Annotated in this window: 11 protein-coding genes and 1 pseudogene; all 12 read right to left on the bottom strand. The window is 72.6% G+C overall.

All coding sequences use genetic code 11. The features are described 5' to 3' along the window. Positions 1 to 762 (bottom strand): annotated as a pseudogene (locus ACIDOF_RS19040) (hypothetical protein); the annotation flags it as partial. A gap of 24 nt (positions 763 to 786) precedes the next feature. Beyond that, positions 787 to 2,154 (bottom strand): vWA domain-containing protein, encoded by a 1,368-nt coding sequence (locus tag ACIDOF_RS19035; RefSeq protein WP_409007123.1) that lies wholly within the window; start codon positions 2,152 to 2,154, stop codon positions 787 to 789. A gap of 146 nt (positions 2,155 to 2,300) precedes the next feature. Then, on the bottom strand, positions 2,301 to 3,674 hold the full coding sequence (locus ACIDOF_RS19030) for a PP2C family serine/threonine-protein phosphatase (RefSeq protein WP_409007122.1): 1,374 nt from the start codon (positions 3,672 to 3,674) through the stop codon (positions 2,301 to 2,303). 3 nt (positions 3,675 to 3,677) lie between these two features. After that, positions 3,678 to 6,266: a tetratricopeptide repeat protein gene (locus ACIDOF_RS19025; protein WP_409007121.1), complete on the bottom strand. Its 2,589-nt coding sequence runs from the start codon at positions 6,264 to 6,266 to the stop codon at positions 3,678 to 3,680. Then, entirely contained in the window at positions 6,263 to 7,627 is a 1,365-nt protein-coding gene (locus tag ACIDOF_RS19020; protein ID WP_409007120.1) for a hypothetical protein, read from the bottom strand. Before ACIDOF_RS19020 ends, ACIDOF_RS19025 begins: the two co-directional genes overlap by 4 nt. A gap of 64 nt (positions 7,628 to 7,691) precedes the next feature. Further along, positions 7,692 to 8,849, bottom strand: coding sequence for a glutamate ABC transporter substrate-binding protein (locus ACIDOF_RS19015; RefSeq protein WP_409007119.1), 1,158 nt, complete (start codon positions 8,847 to 8,849; stop codon positions 7,692 to 7,694). Between the two features lie 76 nt (positions 8,850 to 8,925). Beyond that, positions 8,926 to 10,308, bottom strand: a complete 1,383-nt coding sequence (locus ACIDOF_RS19010; RefSeq protein WP_409007118.1) for a hypothetical protein — start codon at positions 10,306 to 10,308, stop codon at positions 8,926 to 8,928. 317 nt (positions 10,309 to 10,625) lie between these two features. After that, the gene (locus ACIDOF_RS19005; protein ID WP_409007117.1) at positions 10,626 to 11,618 is read right to left on the bottom strand and encodes an N-acetylglucosamine kinase; all 993 of its coding nucleotides are present in this window, start codon (positions 11,616 to 11,618) and stop codon (positions 10,626 to 10,628) included. Beyond that, on the bottom strand, positions 11,609 to 12,874 hold the full coding sequence (locus ACIDOF_RS19000) for a 6-phospho-beta-glucosidase (protein ID WP_409007116.1): 1,266 nt from the start codon (positions 12,872 to 12,874) through the stop codon (positions 11,609 to 11,611). The genes ACIDOF_RS19005 and ACIDOF_RS19000 overlap by 10 nt, the downstream gene beginning before the upstream one ends. Before the next feature lie 59 nt (positions 12,875 to 12,933). Then, positions 12,934 to 13,764 (bottom strand): carbohydrate ABC transporter permease, encoded by an 831-nt coding sequence (locus ACIDOF_RS18995; protein ID WP_409007115.1) that lies wholly within the window; start codon positions 13,762 to 13,764, stop codon positions 12,934 to 12,936. Beyond that, positions 13,761 to 14,705: a carbohydrate ABC transporter permease gene (locus tag ACIDOF_RS18990; RefSeq protein WP_409007114.1), complete on the bottom strand. Its 945-nt coding sequence runs from the start codon at positions 14,703 to 14,705 to the stop codon at positions 13,761 to 13,763. Before ACIDOF_RS18990 ends, ACIDOF_RS18995 begins: the two co-directional genes overlap by 4 nt. Before the next feature lie 17 nt (positions 14,706 to 14,722). Beyond that, positions 14,723 to 16,051, bottom strand: a complete 1,329-nt coding sequence (locus ACIDOF_RS18985) for an ABC transporter substrate-binding protein (RefSeq protein WP_409007113.1) — start codon at positions 16,049 to 16,051, stop codon at positions 14,723 to 14,725. Positions 16,052 to 16,072: the final 21 nt, after the last annotated feature.

Here is a 16,072-nt window from a genome sequence, read left to right as displayed (position 1 = left end):
CGAGGCGTCGGGGAATCCGGGCGCACCCGGACCACCCTGCGGGGCGTCGGGGAACCCGGGACCACCCGGCGCACCGGGACCGCCGGGCGCACCCGGACCACCCTGCGAGGCATCGGGGAACCCAGGCCCGCCAGGAGCCCCCGGCCCACCAGGAGCCCCAGGCCCACCGGGCCCGCCGCCCTGCGACATGTCGGGGAAACCGGGCGGCGGCGGCCCCTGCATCCCCGGGGCCTGCGGGGCGTGGGGCGCCTGCGTCTGCTGCGGGCCGCCCGGCATCGGCGGAGGCGGCGGCGTCTGCAGGGACGCGTCGGGCTGCAGCGGCTCCGCGGGACGGTTCACCTGTGAGGGCCGCGAGCTCGTGTACTCACCGGCGCCGGACGGCGGCCCGGCCTGCGCGAAGCCGGGCGGCAGGTTCAGGCCGGGCGCGGGCGGAGGCGGCGGCGCGGGCGCGTGCGACGTCGGGGTGTTGGTGAGGAAGTTCCACCGGCACTCCTCGCAGAACGGGGCGTTCGCCTCGCGCGGGGTGCCGCACTGCGGGCAGTTCTCCTGCGGGCCTCCGGCGCCCGGCTGCGGGTAGCCGTACCCACCGCCGGGGGCGGGCGGGCCGGACTGCTGCTGCGGGTAGCCGTAACCGCCGCCGGGGGGCGGCGGGGGCGGCGGAGGCATCGCACCGGCCGGCGCGCCTGCTCCTGCCATGCGGTGGCCGCAGACCTCGCACCAGTCGTCGGAACCCGACTGGTGTCCGTTCGGGCAGGTCGGCATGTCGGCGCTCCCCCTCTCCTCAGATCACTTCTGCACGTCGTGCGTGTGCTTGTGCTGCACGTTCTTCACGCGAACCGTCTTGGTCGACCGGGTTTCGAGAGTCATCTCGTCGGCTTCCTCGACCTTCGCTTTCAGTCGCACAGTACCGGTCGCCGCGTCGACCACGTCGACCACCTTCGCAAGGAGCCTGGCCGTATCGGCGTTGCCCGAGTCCTCGGCGAGCTGAACTGCGCGGCCCAGCTTGGCCGTTGCTCCGTCCGTATCGCCGGATTTGCGGGCTTCTAGTCCTTCTTGGATGGCTTGTGCCAGTTCTGCCTGGCCTGTGTAGTGCGCGACTTGGGGGTTGATCGACGTGGAGGCCGCCATGTCGTCCGTCCACACGGCCCGTACGAGGCCTTGGGAGAGGTTCTGCGTCGAGCCGTCGGCGCGCTCCACGACGAGGGTGACGCGGGCGGCGAGCATCTCGTGGCCGACGCCGGCGTCCGGGACTTCGACGCATACGTGGTAGTCGCGGGACTCGTCGCCCCAGGAGCCGGTGGGGTAGTCGCCCGCGCGCGGCCCGGCCTGGGTGCGGCGGTCGGTGAGGTCCTCGACGGTGGGTGCGACCTGGTTCACGTACCGGATCTCGGCGCCCAGCGGGGTCCACAGGCGCAGCACGACGTCGGCGATCTCCTTGCCCATCGCCGTCTCCATCAGCTGCGTGAAGTCCGCGGTGAGGCCGGCCGGGTCGGCCACGATGTCGGCCGAGCCGAGCAGGGCCGAGGCGATTCCCGTGACTTCTTTCACTTCCCAGTCCGTGCCGACCCCGCGGGCGTCACAGGTGAACCGCCCCGCGCAGGAGTCGAGCGCGGCCCGCAGCTCCTCGGGCGACTCGTGCTCGTTGCGCCCGTCGGTGAGCAGGATGCCGTGACGTACGGCGGTGTCCGGGACGTCGGCCGAGTCGAGGAGCCGGTCGGCGAGGCGGAGCCAGGTGCCGATGGCCGTGCCGCCGCCCGCGGAGAGCCGCCGCAGTGACTGCTTGGCCGCGTCCCGGGTGCGGGGACCGGCCACGGCGAGGCGGCCGCCGCCCGGGTAGACCTCCTGGGCGACATGGGTGCCGGCGATCACCGCGAAGCGGACGCCGTCGCGGAGCGCGTCGATCGCCGCGGCCGTGGCGTCGCGGGCGCCGCGCATCTTCGTCGGCGGGTAGTCCATCGAGCCCGAGCAGTCCACCATGATCGCCACGGCGGCGTCCGGGCCCGCGCCCCCGGACGGCAGGCCCCCGCTCGCGCCGCCGCCGGTCGACGTGACCGTCACGATGGCGTTGACCTCGCGGCCGCCGTCCGGCAGGTACTCGTTCTGGTAGACCTCCACGGCGAACGACGGCACGTTCGACTTCGCGAAATCGGCCATGAGACTGCCTCCCCCTTGCTTCCCCTGAGCCTTGAGCCCGTGGCCCGGAGCCCTGATGCCTCCCCGGAGCCCGAGCTTCCCCCTGTCGCCCCGCGGCAGCGTGCGGCGACGGCCCCCGCCGTCGCCCGGCCCGTCCGCCGGACCCGTCAGGCCGAGCCTGCCCCCTGTGACGCGACCGGGAACGGCAGCACGGCCACTGTTACGTTGTCGTGCCCGCCGCCGTCCAGGGCGTGGCCGACGAGGACCTGGGCGCTGTGCAACGGCCGGCTGCAGGCGTCGACGGGCACGGCCGCGGCCATCTCCTCGACGCCCTCCGCGTAGTTCCACAGGCCGTCCGTGCAGACCACGACCACACCGGGCCGGTCCGGCTTGAACGACGCGGTGTGCGGCTCCAGTTCGTACGCGTCCGCGCCGAGCCAGCCCGTGATGGCGTGGGCCCGCTCGTCCGCGTACGCCTCCGCCTCGTTCATCAGGCCCGCGGCGACCATCTGCGCCGCCCACGAGTCGTCCTCGGTGAGGCGGGCCGCGGGCACGGAGCGGTCGGACGGGACCCAGTACGCGCGCGAGTCGCCGACCCAGCCGACGACGAGGAGGCCGCCCGCGACGACCGACGCGACGATCGTGCAGGCCGGGGCGTTCTGGTGGTGGCCGTGGTCCGGGTCCTGGTCGCCCTGTTCCGCAAGGGAGTTGACCGCCTCGGACGCGGCGACGATCGCGTCGTGCATGGCCTGCTGCGGGTGCACCTCGCGCGGCAGCGCGGCGAGCAGCGACTCGTTGGCGGCGCGGGCGGCGGCGACGGAGGCCTCGTCGGGGCGGGTCGCGGACGACACCCCGTCGCAGACCACGGCGACGACCGCGGGGGAGCCGTCGGGCAGGGCGGTGGCCGAGACGGCGAACGCGTCCTCGTTGCGGTGGTGGCGCAGGCCGCGGTCGCTGACGGCGGCCACGGCGTCCAACTCCTCCTCCATGTGGTCGCGTTCGCGCGGCTGGGCGTGGCCGCAGCGCTCGCAGTACCCGTCCCCGTCGACGCGGCCCGCGCGGCAGGCCACGCAGAGCTTGACGCCGGCCGGGGGAGTGGGCGTGGCCGCGGGCACGGGCTCGGCCGTACGCGGATCGGGGGCTTCCGGTGTCTCGTCCCGCGAGCGGAGTTCCTCGCCGCCCGAGTCCGTGCCGGGGAGCTCCGAGCCCTCCGAGTCCGGGCCGGTGAGTTCGGCGCCCCCCGAGTCCGTGCCGGGCAGGTCGCTCGGCAGGTGCACCGGGGCCGGTACGTCCGAACTGTCCGCCTCCGGCGCCTCCGGCCACTCGACGGGGGCGCCCGGCCCGGACTGCGGCGAGGCCTGCTCGCGCGGGGCCGTGCCGTGGCTGATGGCGACCGTGGGGTGGTCCTCCCGCTCCGCGCGCACGGCCGACAGGTCGTACCCACAGGCTCCGCAGAACAGGTCACCCGACTCCAGCGGCTCGGCGCAGCTGGGGCAGGTCGCCCCGGCCACGCCGTCGGTCAGCTGGTGCATCTGCGACATCAATCACACCCACGTCCGGGGGCGGAAACGGTTGGCCCGCTCCACCAGTTCGATCCTTTCGGCGCCGCCTTTGGCCAGCCTGGCGAGCGTCCGGTACGAGCGTTCGAGTCCGAAGCGCAGGCCTCGCTCGTCCAGTCGGCTGCCGAGCAGCACCGTGTCCCCGGGGCCCTGCGGCGGCGCAGTAGTGCCCCGGCTCCCGGAGAGCACCCAGTCAAGGGCGGTCCCCAGGACCTCGGCCGTCAGCTGTTCGCGGCGGACCGCGTCCAGGCCGAAGTGCTGCAGCGCCTCGACCTGCCCCGCGGCGGCGGTCAGATCGTCGAGCAGCGGTTCGTGCACCGCCTGGTCCCGAAGACGGGCGCGTACGGCGGCGATCCGGGCCGCCGTGAAGTGAATCGACGCCTCCGGAACGGCTTCCAGGGTACGCACCGCGGCCCGCCGGTCGCCCGCGGCCAGCTGGACCCGGGCGAGCCCGAACGCGGCGCTGACGAAGCCCGGATCGGCGGTCCACACCAGGCGGTAGTACTCGGCCGCGTTGTCCGGCTGGCCCAGGACTTCGGCGCATACGCCCAGGGCCAGCTTGGGTGCGGGCTCGCCGGGGAACGCGTCGTACACCGCGTCGAAGGCGAGCGCGGCGGTCTCGAAGTCGCCCGTGGTGAGGGCGACCAGGCCGCGGTACCAGATCACCCGCCAGTCGTCCGGGTGACCGTGTTCGAGCTCGTCGAGGCAGCGCACCGCCGCGTGCACCTCGCCCGTCTCCAGGCGCGCCCGCAGCTCCCGCAGGCGCAGCTCGACCGACGGCCCGGGCGCGGCGTCGAGCGCGGCGATCAGCTCGGCGGGCGCGGAGCCCATCAGGCCCGCGAGGAACCCGGCGTTGGGATCGCCCGCGTCGACCAGCGGGACGGGCAGGGCGAGCGCGGTGGCGGCGGCGTCCAGGGGCCGTACGAGCCGCTCCGGCGCGGGCGCACCGGCGGGGGACGACGTCTGCCTCGGAATCGCCCGCCCAGGCACGGGCACCCCGCGCCCCGGAACCGTACGCCCCGGAACCGTACGCCCCGGAATCGCACGCCCCGGCACCGCGCGTGCCCCGAGGCGGGACACCTCGCCGTCCCGCTCCGCGAACAACTCCGTGTCCGTGACCCGCACTTCGGGCCCGAACAGGGTGGAGAGCGCCGGGCGCGGGCGGCCCGACTGCACGGCGACGACCTCGCGGAGCACGCCCGTGAGCTGCTCGGCCATCTCCTGCGCGGAGGCGAACCGGCGCGCCGGGTCGGGGTCGGTGGCGCGGACCAGGAGGCGGTAGAACGATTCGTACCGCTGGAAGACCTCGATGTGGGCGGGGTCGGGCAGGGAGTCCACGAACACGTTCGTGTACCCCTGGAAGTCGAAGGTGAGGACCGCGAGCGTCCGCGCGACCGTGTACAGGTCGGACGCGACGGACGGGCCCGCCTCGGCGACCTCGGGCGCCTGGTACCCGACCGTGCCGTAGATCGCCGACTCGTGGTCGTCGATGCGGCGCACCGCGCCCATGTCGATCAGCTTCAGCTGGTCCTGCTGCTGGATCGCGTTGTCGACCTTGAAGTCGCAGTACAGGAGGTTGCGGCTGTGCAGGTGGCCGAGCGCCTCCAGGGCCTCGATGCCGTACGCGCAGGCCTGCTCGACGGGCAGCGGGTCGCGGCGGCCCTCCGGCGTACGCCGCTCGTTGGCGATCTCCTTGAGGGACTTGCCGCCGACGTACTCCATCACTATGTAGCCGTCGAGGGAGCCGGTGCGCTGGTCGAGGTGTTCGACGAAGTTGTAGATGCGCACGATGTTGGAGTGCTCGATCTCGGCGAGGAAGCGGCGCTCCGAGATCGCGGCGGCCATCGCGTCCTGGTCGCCCGTGTCGAGCAGGCCCTTCAGGACCACCCAACGGTCGGACACCGCACGGTCGATGGCGAGATAGACCCAGCCGAGCCCGCCGTGCGCGAGGCAGCCCACCACCTCGTACTGCCCGTGCACGATGTCGCCGGAGCGGAGCTTCGGGACGAAGGAGTACGGGTGGCCGCACTTCGTGCAGAAGCCCTCCGTGCGCCCCGGGCGGTCGCCGCGCGCGCGGCCCACCGGCGCCCCGCAGTCCGAGCGGGAGCAGAACCGCTTCCGCTCGGGGACCTCCGGGTGCTGCTGCACCATCGCACGCGGGTCCGGGCGTGGCACCTCCGGCACCTCGACCAGGCCCACGCCGAGCCGCCCGCGCCCGGACGGGCCGGACGGGGAGCCCGAACTGCGCACGGAGACCGAGCGGTTGGAGGCCGGGCCTGACAGCGAGCGGGTCAGCCGGCCGGACACCGAGCGGCGCGACGCCGACGACCGGGAGGAGCGCGACGAGCGGGACGAGCGTGCGGACGCGCTGCCGCGGGCGGGCGTGGTCAGCCCCGTCGGCGCGGACGCGAGCAGGCCCCCGGGCGCGACGACCGGGGCGAGGCCGCACACGTCGCAGTACAGTTCGCCGCCGCCCATGTCCTCGTAGGCGCCCTCGCAGTCCGGGCGCTGACAGGATCTGCGCTCCTGCGCGCTCACCGCGGCCTCCTCGCTGGTCTCCTCGCCGGCGGTCATCGTTCCCCTCCGCCGTCGTCGGGCGTGTGCTGCTGCGGTACGGCACCGGTCGCGCGGCCGGAGAGGACCTCGGCGGCGGCGTGCTGGTAGCGCAGCACCGCCTCCTCGGCCACCCGCAGGTCGCAGGGGGCGCTCCACAGCATCCGGCGGGCCGCGTCGTACCGCTCGATCAGCAGCGGGTCCTCCGCGGCACCGTGCCGGGCGACCTTCGCCTTGTACGCGTCGAGGCGGCCGCGGAGCTCCGCGCGGACGGCGAGCGGGGCCGTGACGGCCGTCAACGACTCGCGGGCGCGCAGGAGTTCGTCCTCCGCCTTCTGCTCCAGGGCCTCCAGGAGCGGCGACAGCCGGTGCCACTGGCCGTGCCTGCGGTACTCGGCGGCGGCCGCGAGCTGTTCGTGCAGCACGGTCGGCGGGCCGCTCACCGCGGGCACCTCCGTCGCGGCGATCTTGGCGAGCACCTCGCCGCGGGCCGTCCGCGCCTCGGCGAGGGTGCGGTCGGCGCGGGAGAGGACGTCCCGCAGGCGGCCGAGGCGGAGTTCGGCGTCCTGGCGGACGGTGAGCACGGCGTCGATCTCGCGGCGCACGTCTTCGAGGGCGCGCGCCTCGCGGTCGTACCGCTCGGTGTCCGGGCGGCCGCCGCCGGGGGCCGAACTGCCCTCCTGGGGGCGCCAGAAGGCCAGCGGGTCGGAGATCACCTGGGCGCGGAGTTCCGTCAACTCCCGGGTGATGCGCTCCAGATCGTCGCCCGCCGGGTGCTCGCCCGGGCGCACGCCGACGGAGGCGGCGAGTCCGCGGGTGCGGTGCAGCTCGGCCGCCAGGAGGTCTATGCGGGCGGGCAGCGCCGACCAGACGGCGTCGGCGGCCACGACCACGTCGAGGGACGAGGCGTACAACTCGTTCATCCGCTCGACCAGTTCGGGCAGCGTGAACTCCTCGGTGAGCCGGGCCGGACCGGTCAGCGACTCGGGGGCGCCGGTGGCGGGCGGGCCCGCCGACACGGTGACGGAGCGGCCGCGCAGCAGTTCGCTGAGCGCGACGAGGTCCTCCCGGCTCGACCAGCGTCTGCGGGCGCGCAGCTCACGGGCGTGCGCCAACGCCGCCGTGTACGCGTCGAAGTACGCCCACAGGCGGGTGATCGCCCGGTCGGCGGCCGCCCAGCGGTCCGCGGTGACACCGGTGAGCTGGGCGCCCTCCAGGAGTCTGCGGCCCGCGTGGTCCTGCAGGGCGAGCAGGGACGTCTCGACGGCCTCGTGCTCGGCGCCGAGCCGGGCCAGGGCGCGGTCGACCTCGTCCCGGTCCATGACCGGTACGGGGCCGGGCTCGGGTTCGGGTCCGGGTCCTGCTGGTCCCGCGACGCCCATCGATCACCTCTCGCTGTGCCGGTTCGTTCCGCTTCTTCGTGCGCCGCTCACGCGTATGCCGCGGTCAGTCCTCGCGGTACTGCGGCTTCGGTGGTCCGTCGACGTTCTTCAGGTCGTCCGCGAGCCAGTCCTCGTACGCTCTGTCCCAGTCGCTCTTGTCGTCCGAGCCGTCCTTGCGGTAGTCCACCAGGACCTGGTTGACCTGGCGGACGAGGTCGGGGGACTCCTTGCTCATCGCCACCCCGTAGTACTCGGTGGTGAAGGGCTCGCCGACCAGTTCGACCGTCGGGTCCTGCGCGGCCTGGCCCGCGGCGAGCGCGCTGTCGGTGACCACCGCGTCCACCTCGCCCAGCTGAAGCCGCACCAGGCAGTCGAGTTGGTTGGGCACCGTGGTGGAGACATCGGCGCCGAACGACTTCCGCTTGAGCTCGGTCTCGGCCGTCGAACCCGCGGCCGCGCACAGCCGCTTGCCCTTCAAGGACGCGTCGTACCCGGTGATCTTCGAGTCGTTGGGGACGAGGAGCTGCTGGCCGGTCTCGAAGTACGCCGTGGAGAACGCGACTTCCCGGACGCGGTCGCAGGTGATCGTCATGGTCCGCACCACCATGTCGACCTGCCCGGACCGGATCGCCTGCACCCGCTGGTTGGTGGGCACCGCGCGGTAGACCACCGCGTCCGGGTCGCCGAGCAGGGCGTCCGCGATGGCCCGCACCAGGTCGATGTCGAAGCCCTCCAGGTCGCCGGTGGACGGGTTGCGGTAGCCCCAGCGGTAGCTGTTCTGGTCGACGCCGACGATCAGCTTGTTCGGCTTGTCCTTGCGGTTCTTGATCTCCTCGACCGTCGGGCCCTCGTCCTTGCTCGGGCGGAGGCTGCGCACCGCCGACTCGGGCGTGCAGTCGTCGGCCGCGGCGGGGCGGGTGACGCCGACGCCGGGGCCGCCCGTGCCGCCGGTGCCGGCGGGGCCGTCCCCGCCGATGCCGTCCGGGCCCGAGCGGGACAGCGGGAGCAGCGTCACCAGCGCGGTGAGGACGCAGGCCAGCGCCATCGCGGCCACACCGCCCCAGCCGCGCAGGGCACGCACGGCACGCGGGGCGCGCGGGAAGCCGGTGCGGTGGTGCGGGGTGCGCGGGGTGCCGACCCGGCTGAAGGGGGTGCGCGGGGTGTCGCCCCGGTCGTGCGGGGTGTCGCGCCTGCCGGGCGTCGTGCTGCGGTCGCCGGTCATCTCGCCCCCTCGCGTCGGTTGCGCCTCGGTACCGGCGGGCTCGTCGCGCTCGCCGGTCGTGCTGGTCTCGTCCGCCTCATCGGTACTCCGACAGCCTGCGGCCGATGCCGAGGACCGCGCCCGCCGCGCCGAGCACCGCGACCACCGCGGCGCCGACCGGCAGCCCCGTCATCGCGCCGCGGCCGTCCTCGGCGGCGCCCCTGAAGTCCTGCTGTTCATGTGTCACGGCCTGCTCCAGGGCCTTGTCGGCCCGGTCGAAGGACTCGCCGGTCGCCTCGTCGTCGCCTATGACGCGGTCGAGCGCCTTCTCGTAGTCGCCCTGCGTGTCCGCCTCGCGGGCCGCCTCGTGGCGCTCCTGCCACTCCTCGACGGCGGCCATCGCGTCCTGCACGGGCTGGCGCCCCACCGCGTCGTCGGCGAGATGCAGGGCCGCGCCGAGGGTGCCCATGCCGGCGCGGTCGGCGCCGCCGTCGCCGAGTTCCCGCATCAGCGCGCGGTAGTCCACGTCGTACTGGTCCTCGCCCTCGTCCGGGCCGTCCGGGACCGTGACCGCGCCGCGCGCGACCAGCGTGAGGTTCTCGTTGCTGCGGGCCTGGAGGGTGCTGATCCGGGCGTCGTTGAGCACGTTCAGCGAGCGCACGCCGTTGTCGTACGAGTCGCCGAGCGCCGCGAACGCGACCGTGTGCCCGGCGACCAGCCACAGCAGGACGGCGGCCGCCGTGCCCGTCGCGGTGAGCAGGCCGAGGTTGAACACCCGGTTCGTCCGGCGGTAGTTGCGGCGCTGCGCCCACACCAGCGCGGCGAGCGCGAGCAGCCCGAGGCCGATCGCCGCCCACGGGTACGACTTCGCCGCGTCGTAGTCGGCGCCCAGGCGGGCCTTCTCCGCGTCGTAGAGCTCCTTGGCGGCGGGGAGCATCTCCGTCTGCATCAGATCGTTGGCGTTGCGCAGATACGCCCCGCCGAGGGGGAGCCCCTGGCGGTTGTACGTACGGGCCGTCTCGATGCGTTCCGCGTACTTCGGGAGGAGGGCGTTGAGCTTGGCTATCTCGGCGCTCGCGGTGCCCGAGCCCTTGCTGTTGGCGGCGGCGCCGGCGAGTTTGCGGGCGGCCCCGGCGATGTCCTTCTCGTACCGCTCGCGGACCGCCGGGGGTTCCTGGCCGCCCGCGAGGAAGCCGCTCGCGGCGGCGGTGTTGGCGTCGGCGAGCGAGACGTAGATCGCGGCGGCGTCGGCGGTGAGGGGCTGGCTGCGCTCGATGACGTCGTCGGCGGCGGCCGCGCGCTGCGAGGTCTGCCAGGCGGTGACCGCGCCGAACGCGACGACGAGGAGGGCGAGCACGGCGCCGATGATCCGCAGCCGGCCCGGCTCGGTCGTCGCCGCGGCGCGGAGTTGTTCGGCGCCCTCGACGAAGGCCGTGCGGCGCCGTGGCAGCACGGCGCTGCCGCTGTGCGGTTCTGTCACCTCTCGACCTCCCCCGTGGTCATCCGACGGTCACCGCTCCCCGGCCGTCCAGTATGACCGTGGGGACCGACAACGGCGCCTGCGTTTCCGGATCTTGTTCATAGCCCAGCCGGAACCTGCGCGCCACCCCCTGTCCTTGTACACGTGTCAGGGGGTGGGTTGGTTCCGGGGGTGACAAGTGGCGGGCGGGGCAGGGGAGTTGTCCCCCGCCCTGCCCCTCCCGAAAGCCTCCGGCGGTTTTCGTCCGGCTTTCCCGCCGCCGTGGCCGCTCGCGCAGTTCCCCGCGCCCCTGTCGGGGCGCACCTGCTGTGCTCCGGCTACGCGTACTCCTCCCGCACCCGCGCGTACGCCGACCTCTCCGCCCCCACCCGGTCCAACCCGAGCAGCGCCGCGCCGAGGACCGGGCTTGCCGTGACGACCAGGGGGACCGCCTTCGGGGCGCGGGCCGCGAGGCGGGTGCGGATGCCGGTGTCGAGGTCGGTGTGGGTGGCCGCGAGGACCGAACCGCCGAGCAGCACCGGAACCTCCTCGTCCAGCAGGTCGAGCCGGTCGAGGGCGACCGTGGCCATGGCGACCACCTCGTCCGCGAGCCGGTCGACGAGCGAGCGGGCCACCGCGTCCCCGCCCGCAGCCGTGGCGAACAGCACCGGCGCCAGCTCGTGCCGCCGTACCGACTCGATCCGCCCCAGGTGCAGGGCCTCGATCAGCGCGGCCATGTCGGGCAGCCCGAAGTGTCCGGGCAGTGTGCGGGCCAGTTCCGTGGGCCCGCCCCGGCCGTCCGCCGCGCGGGCCGCGTGCCACAGGGCCTCCTCCGCCAGGCCCCAGCCCCCGCCCCAGTCACCGGAGATGCGGCCCACGGCGGGGAAGCGCGCGGTCCGGCCGTCCGGTGTCATCCCGACGCAGTTGATGCCCGCCCCGCACACCACGGCCACCCCGAGCGGCCGCGCACCGGCGGGCAGACCGGCGCGCAGAATCGCGAAGGTGTCATTGCGTACGTCGACCGTGCGCCCCCACCCCCGCGCCTCCAGGGCCGCCGCCAACTCCCGTTCCTCGACCGGCAGATCGGCGTTGGCCAGGCACGCCGACACATGCGCCACCGCGTCGAGCCCCGCCTCGGCGAGCGCCCGTACGACCGCCTCCGCGAGCGTGTCGACGGCGCGGGGCACGCCCACGCGCGGGGGCTGGAAGCCGGCACCGCGCGCCCTGCCGAGCACCCGGCCGTCGGCCGCGACCACCGCCACGTCGGTCTTGCTGTTGCCCGCGTCGATCGCGAGCACGGTCCCCCTGGCGTCCTTCGCGGTCAGGCCCACGCGAGGTGCTCCCGGTTGTGCGCGAGCAGCCGGTCGGTGAGCGCCTCGGCGTACTCGTACTGGCCGATCAGCGGGTGGGACAGCAGGGCCTTGAAGACCCGGTCGCGCCCGCCGCGCAGCGCCGCCTCCAGGGCCAGCTCCTCGTACGCGGTGACATGGGCGATCAACCCCCGTTGCAGCGGGTCGAGTTCGGGCACCGGCAGGGGTGCGGCGCCGTGCGCGTCCACGCGGGCCTGCACCTCGATCACCGCGTCGTCCGGCAGGAACGGCAGCGTGCCGCCGTTGCGCACGTTGACCACCTGGTACGGGCTTCCCCCGGTGCCGATCAGGGACGCGGTGAGGTCGACGGCGGCCTCCGAGTAGAACGCGCCGCCCCGCTTCGCGAGCAGCGCGGGCTTCTCGTCGAGCGCCGGGTCCGCGTACAGCTCCAGCAACTCCCGCTCCATGGCGGCCACTTCGGCGGCGCGGGACGGCTTGGTGCCGAGTTCCCGTACGACCTCGTCGTGCGCGTAGTAGTAACGCAGGTAGTACGAGGGGATGACGCCGAGGCGGTCGAGGGCGGCGCGGGGGAGGCGGAGGCTGTCGGCGATCTCGTCGCCGCTCTCGGCGAGCAGCCGGGGGAGCACGTCCGCGCCGTCGGGGCCGCCGAGGCGGACGCCGTTCTCCCAGGTCAGATGGTTGAGGCCGACGTGGTCGAGGAAGATCTGCGCCGGCTCGACGCCGAGGGCCGCGGCGAAGCGGCGCTGGAAGCCGATCGCGACGTTGCACAGGCCGACCGCCTTGTGCCCGGCCTGCAGCAGCGCCCGGGTGACGATGCCGACGGGGTTGGTGAAGTCGACGATCCACGCGTCCGGGTTGGCGCGGCGGACCCGTTCGGCGATGTCGAGGACGACCGGCACGGTGCGCAGCGCCTTGGCGAGGCCGCCCGCGCCGGTCGTCTCCTGCCCGACGCAGCCGCAGTCGAGCGGCCAGGTCTCGTCCTGCTCGCGGGCCGCCTGGCCGCCGACGCGGAGCTGCAGCAGCACGGCGTCGGCGCCGTCGACGGCCGCGTCGAGGTCGGCGGTGGTGGTGACGCGGGCGCCGTGCCCCTGCTTGGCGAGGATGCGGCGGGCGAGCCCTCCGACCAGGTCGAGGCGGTCGGCGGCCGGGTCGACGAGGACGAGTTCGTCGACGGGCAGCACGTCGTGCAGCCGGGCGAAGCCGTCGACGAGTTCGGGGGTGTAGGTGGAGCCGCCGCCGACTACTGCGAGTTTCATGGGAGTTGACCTTTCTCGGGCGTACGGGAAAACGGTCGGGGGATCGGCCGGGAAACGGCTCAGCCTTTGACGCCGGTCAGGGTGACGCCCTCGACGAACGCCTTCTGGGCGAAGAAGAACAGGGCGATGACCGGGGCCATGACGAGGACGGTGGCGGCCATCGTGAGATTCCAGTCGGTGTGGTGGGCGCCCTTGAACGATTCGAGCCCGTAACTGAGCGTCCAGGCGGCGGGGTTCTCGGAGGCGTAGATCTGCGGTCCGAAGTAGTCGTTCCAGCAGTAGAAGAACTGGAAGAGGGCGACGGCCGCGATGCCCGGCTTCGCCATCGGCAGCACGACCCTGAGGAGCGTACGGAGTTCGCCGCAGCCGTCGACGCGGGCCGCGTCCAGGTATTCCTCCGGGATGGTCAGCAGGAACTGCCGGAGCAGGAAGATGGAGAAGGCGTCCCCGAAGGCCATCGGAATGATGAGCGGCCAGAGCGTCCCGCCGAGATCGAGCTGTTTCACCCAGAACAGGTACATGGGGATGATGACGACCTGCGGCGGCAGCATCATCATCGAGACGACCAGCATCAGGGAGAGCCGCCGGCCGCGGAAGCGGAACCGGGCGAGGGCGTACGCGACGGGAATCGAGCTGAGCACGGTGAGCAGCGTGCCGAGGCCCGCGTACAGCAGCGAGTTCTTCCACCAGGTGAGGAATCCGGGGGTCTCGAAGACCTTGACGTAATTGCCGAACTCCCAGGTGTCCGGGGTGAGATCGCGGGTCAGGGCCTGCTGGTCGCTCATCAGCGAGGTCAGCAGGACGAAGACGAACGGCAGCAGGAAGAACAGGGCGGCGGCGACTCCGAGCGCGTGCACCCCGACCCAGCGGAGGAGGCCGGTCCGGTTCATCGCTCACCTGCCCCGACGAGCCCGCCGCGGCGCCGCATGAGGAGCGCGGTGCAGGCCATGGCGAGGGCGAAGAGGACCAGGGCGACGACACAGGCGGAGCCGTAGTCGAAACGCTGGAAGCCGAGGTTGTAGACGGTCTGCGGAAGGGTGAGCGTGGATTTCTCCGGATATCCGGGCTCGAACTGCTGGCCGCTGCCGCCGATGATCCCCGAGGCCACCTTGGAGGCGACGATCGGCTGCGTGTAGTACTGCATCGTCTGGATCACCCCGGTGACGACGGCGAAGAGCACGATCGGCGAGATGTTCGGCAGTGTCACGAAGCGGAACCGCTGCCAGGCGTTCGCCCCGTCCAACTCGGCCGCCTCGTACTGCTCTTTCGGCACGTCGAGGAGCGCCGCCATGAAGATGACCATGAGGTCGCCGACGCCCCACACCGCGAGCATCGTCAGGGCCGGTTTGGACCAGCCCGGATCCGTGAACCAGCCGGGCGCGGCGAGGCCGATTCCCTCCAGGGCGCTGTTCACCGGCCCGGTCCCCGGATTGAGCAGAAAGACGAAGGCCAGCGTCGCGGCCACCGGCGGCGCCAGATACGGCAGATAGAAAAGGGTGCGGAACACCCCGGCGCCCGTCCTGATCTTCGTGATGAGCAGCCCGACGCCGAGCCCGAACGCCACCCGGCACGTCACCATCACCACGACCAGCCACAGCGTGTTGCGCAGGGCCGGCCAGAACATGGTGTAACTGCCGAAGACATAGGACCAGTTGGCGGTCGAGTTCCAGACGGGCGCACCGAAACCGTCGTACTTCATGAACGAGAAATAGACGGTCGACACCAGCGGATAGGCGAAGAAGACGGCGAAGCCGATCAGCCACGGCGACAGGAAAGCGGCCGTGCGCAGCGCCGCCCTCCTGCGCTTGGCGCGCAGCGTGTACGTGGTCATGTGCCGTGTTCCCCGGGCTACTTGGCCTGCGCGATATCGGTGTCGATCTCCCGCGCGGTCTTCTCCAGGCCGGCCCGGATGTCCCGCACCGCGCCCTTCTCGACCTGGTATCCGAAGTTCTGCAGCGACATCTGGTACGTGATGCCGTTGATCGCGCCGTCACTGGTGTTGGAGTCGGGGTGCCGTGCGATGTCGAGGAACGTCTTGAACCGCGGGTCGAACTTCAGGTCCGGGGAATTCAGCGCCGCCTTGGTGGACGGCACGTTCTTGATGGCGTTGGCGAACTGCACGACCGCGTCGGTGTCCGTGGTCAGGTACTTCACGAGTTCCCAGGCGGCGTTCTGCTTCTCGCTCGCCGGGGCGATGCCCATGATCGTGCCGGAGAGATAGCCCTTGCCGTAGCTGTCGATCTGGTCCTTGGGGACGGGCAGCGGGGCCACGCCGATCTCGAATCCGGGCTTCGTCGCCTCGGCCATGCCGAGCCGCCATTCGCCGTCGAGCTGCATCGCGACCTGGCCGGTGTGGAAGGGGTGCTTGGCGCCCCATTCGTCACCGAAGGTCTTCTGGTACCTCTCCAGCTTGGCGTACCCGCCGAGCCTCTTCACGAGGTTCCGCTGCCACGTGTACATCGCCGCGAACGCCGGGTCCTTCGCGATGTTGGACTTGCCGTCCTTCGTGAAGTACGTGGGGCTCCACTGCGAGAGATAGTGCGAGGGGACGGTCTCGTAGCCGTGGTAGTTCGGCATGAAGCCGAGCTGTTCGTAGCTGCCGCCCTTGTGCTTGGTGAGTTTCTCGGCGACCTCGTCGAACTCCTCCCAGGTCTTGGGCGGTTGCTCGATTCCGGCCTCCTTGAACGCGTCCTTGTTGTAGTAGAGCCCGTACGCATCGCTGAGCAGCGGCAGGGCGCAGCGTCTGCCCTCGAACTGGGTGTAGTCGAGCAGCGGTTTCGAGAACGTCTTCTCCAGGTCGAGGCCCGACTTCTCGATGAACGGGCCCAGGTCGGCGAAAGCGCCGGACGAGCAGAACTTCCCGACGTTGGCCGTGGTGAACGACGACACCACGTCCGGCCCTTTCGAACCGCCCGCGCGCAGCGCCTGGTTGAGTTTCTCGTCGTTGATCCCGCCGACCGTCTTCACGGTGATGTTCGGGTGCTTCTTCTCGAACCGGGCGATGTTCTCGTCGATGGCCTTCACCTCGGACGGCGCGGTCCAGCCGTGCCAGAACGTGATGGTGGCCTTCGCTTTCGGGTCGTCGCTCGCGCCCGTTTCCGTGGAGCCCACGCAGGCGGTCGCGAGAACCGATATCGCGGCGACGGGCACGGCGAGTGTGAACCTGTTTCTGCGCATGACGATGTCTCCCTCGATGGG

Origin of the sequence: Streptomyces sp. Da 82-17, from assembly GCF_046098215.1 — a bacterium.
Lineage (GTDB): Bacteria > Actinomycetota > Actinomycetes > Streptomycetales > Streptomycetaceae > Streptomyces.
This window is presented reverse-complemented; position numbering and strand designations above follow the sequence as displayed.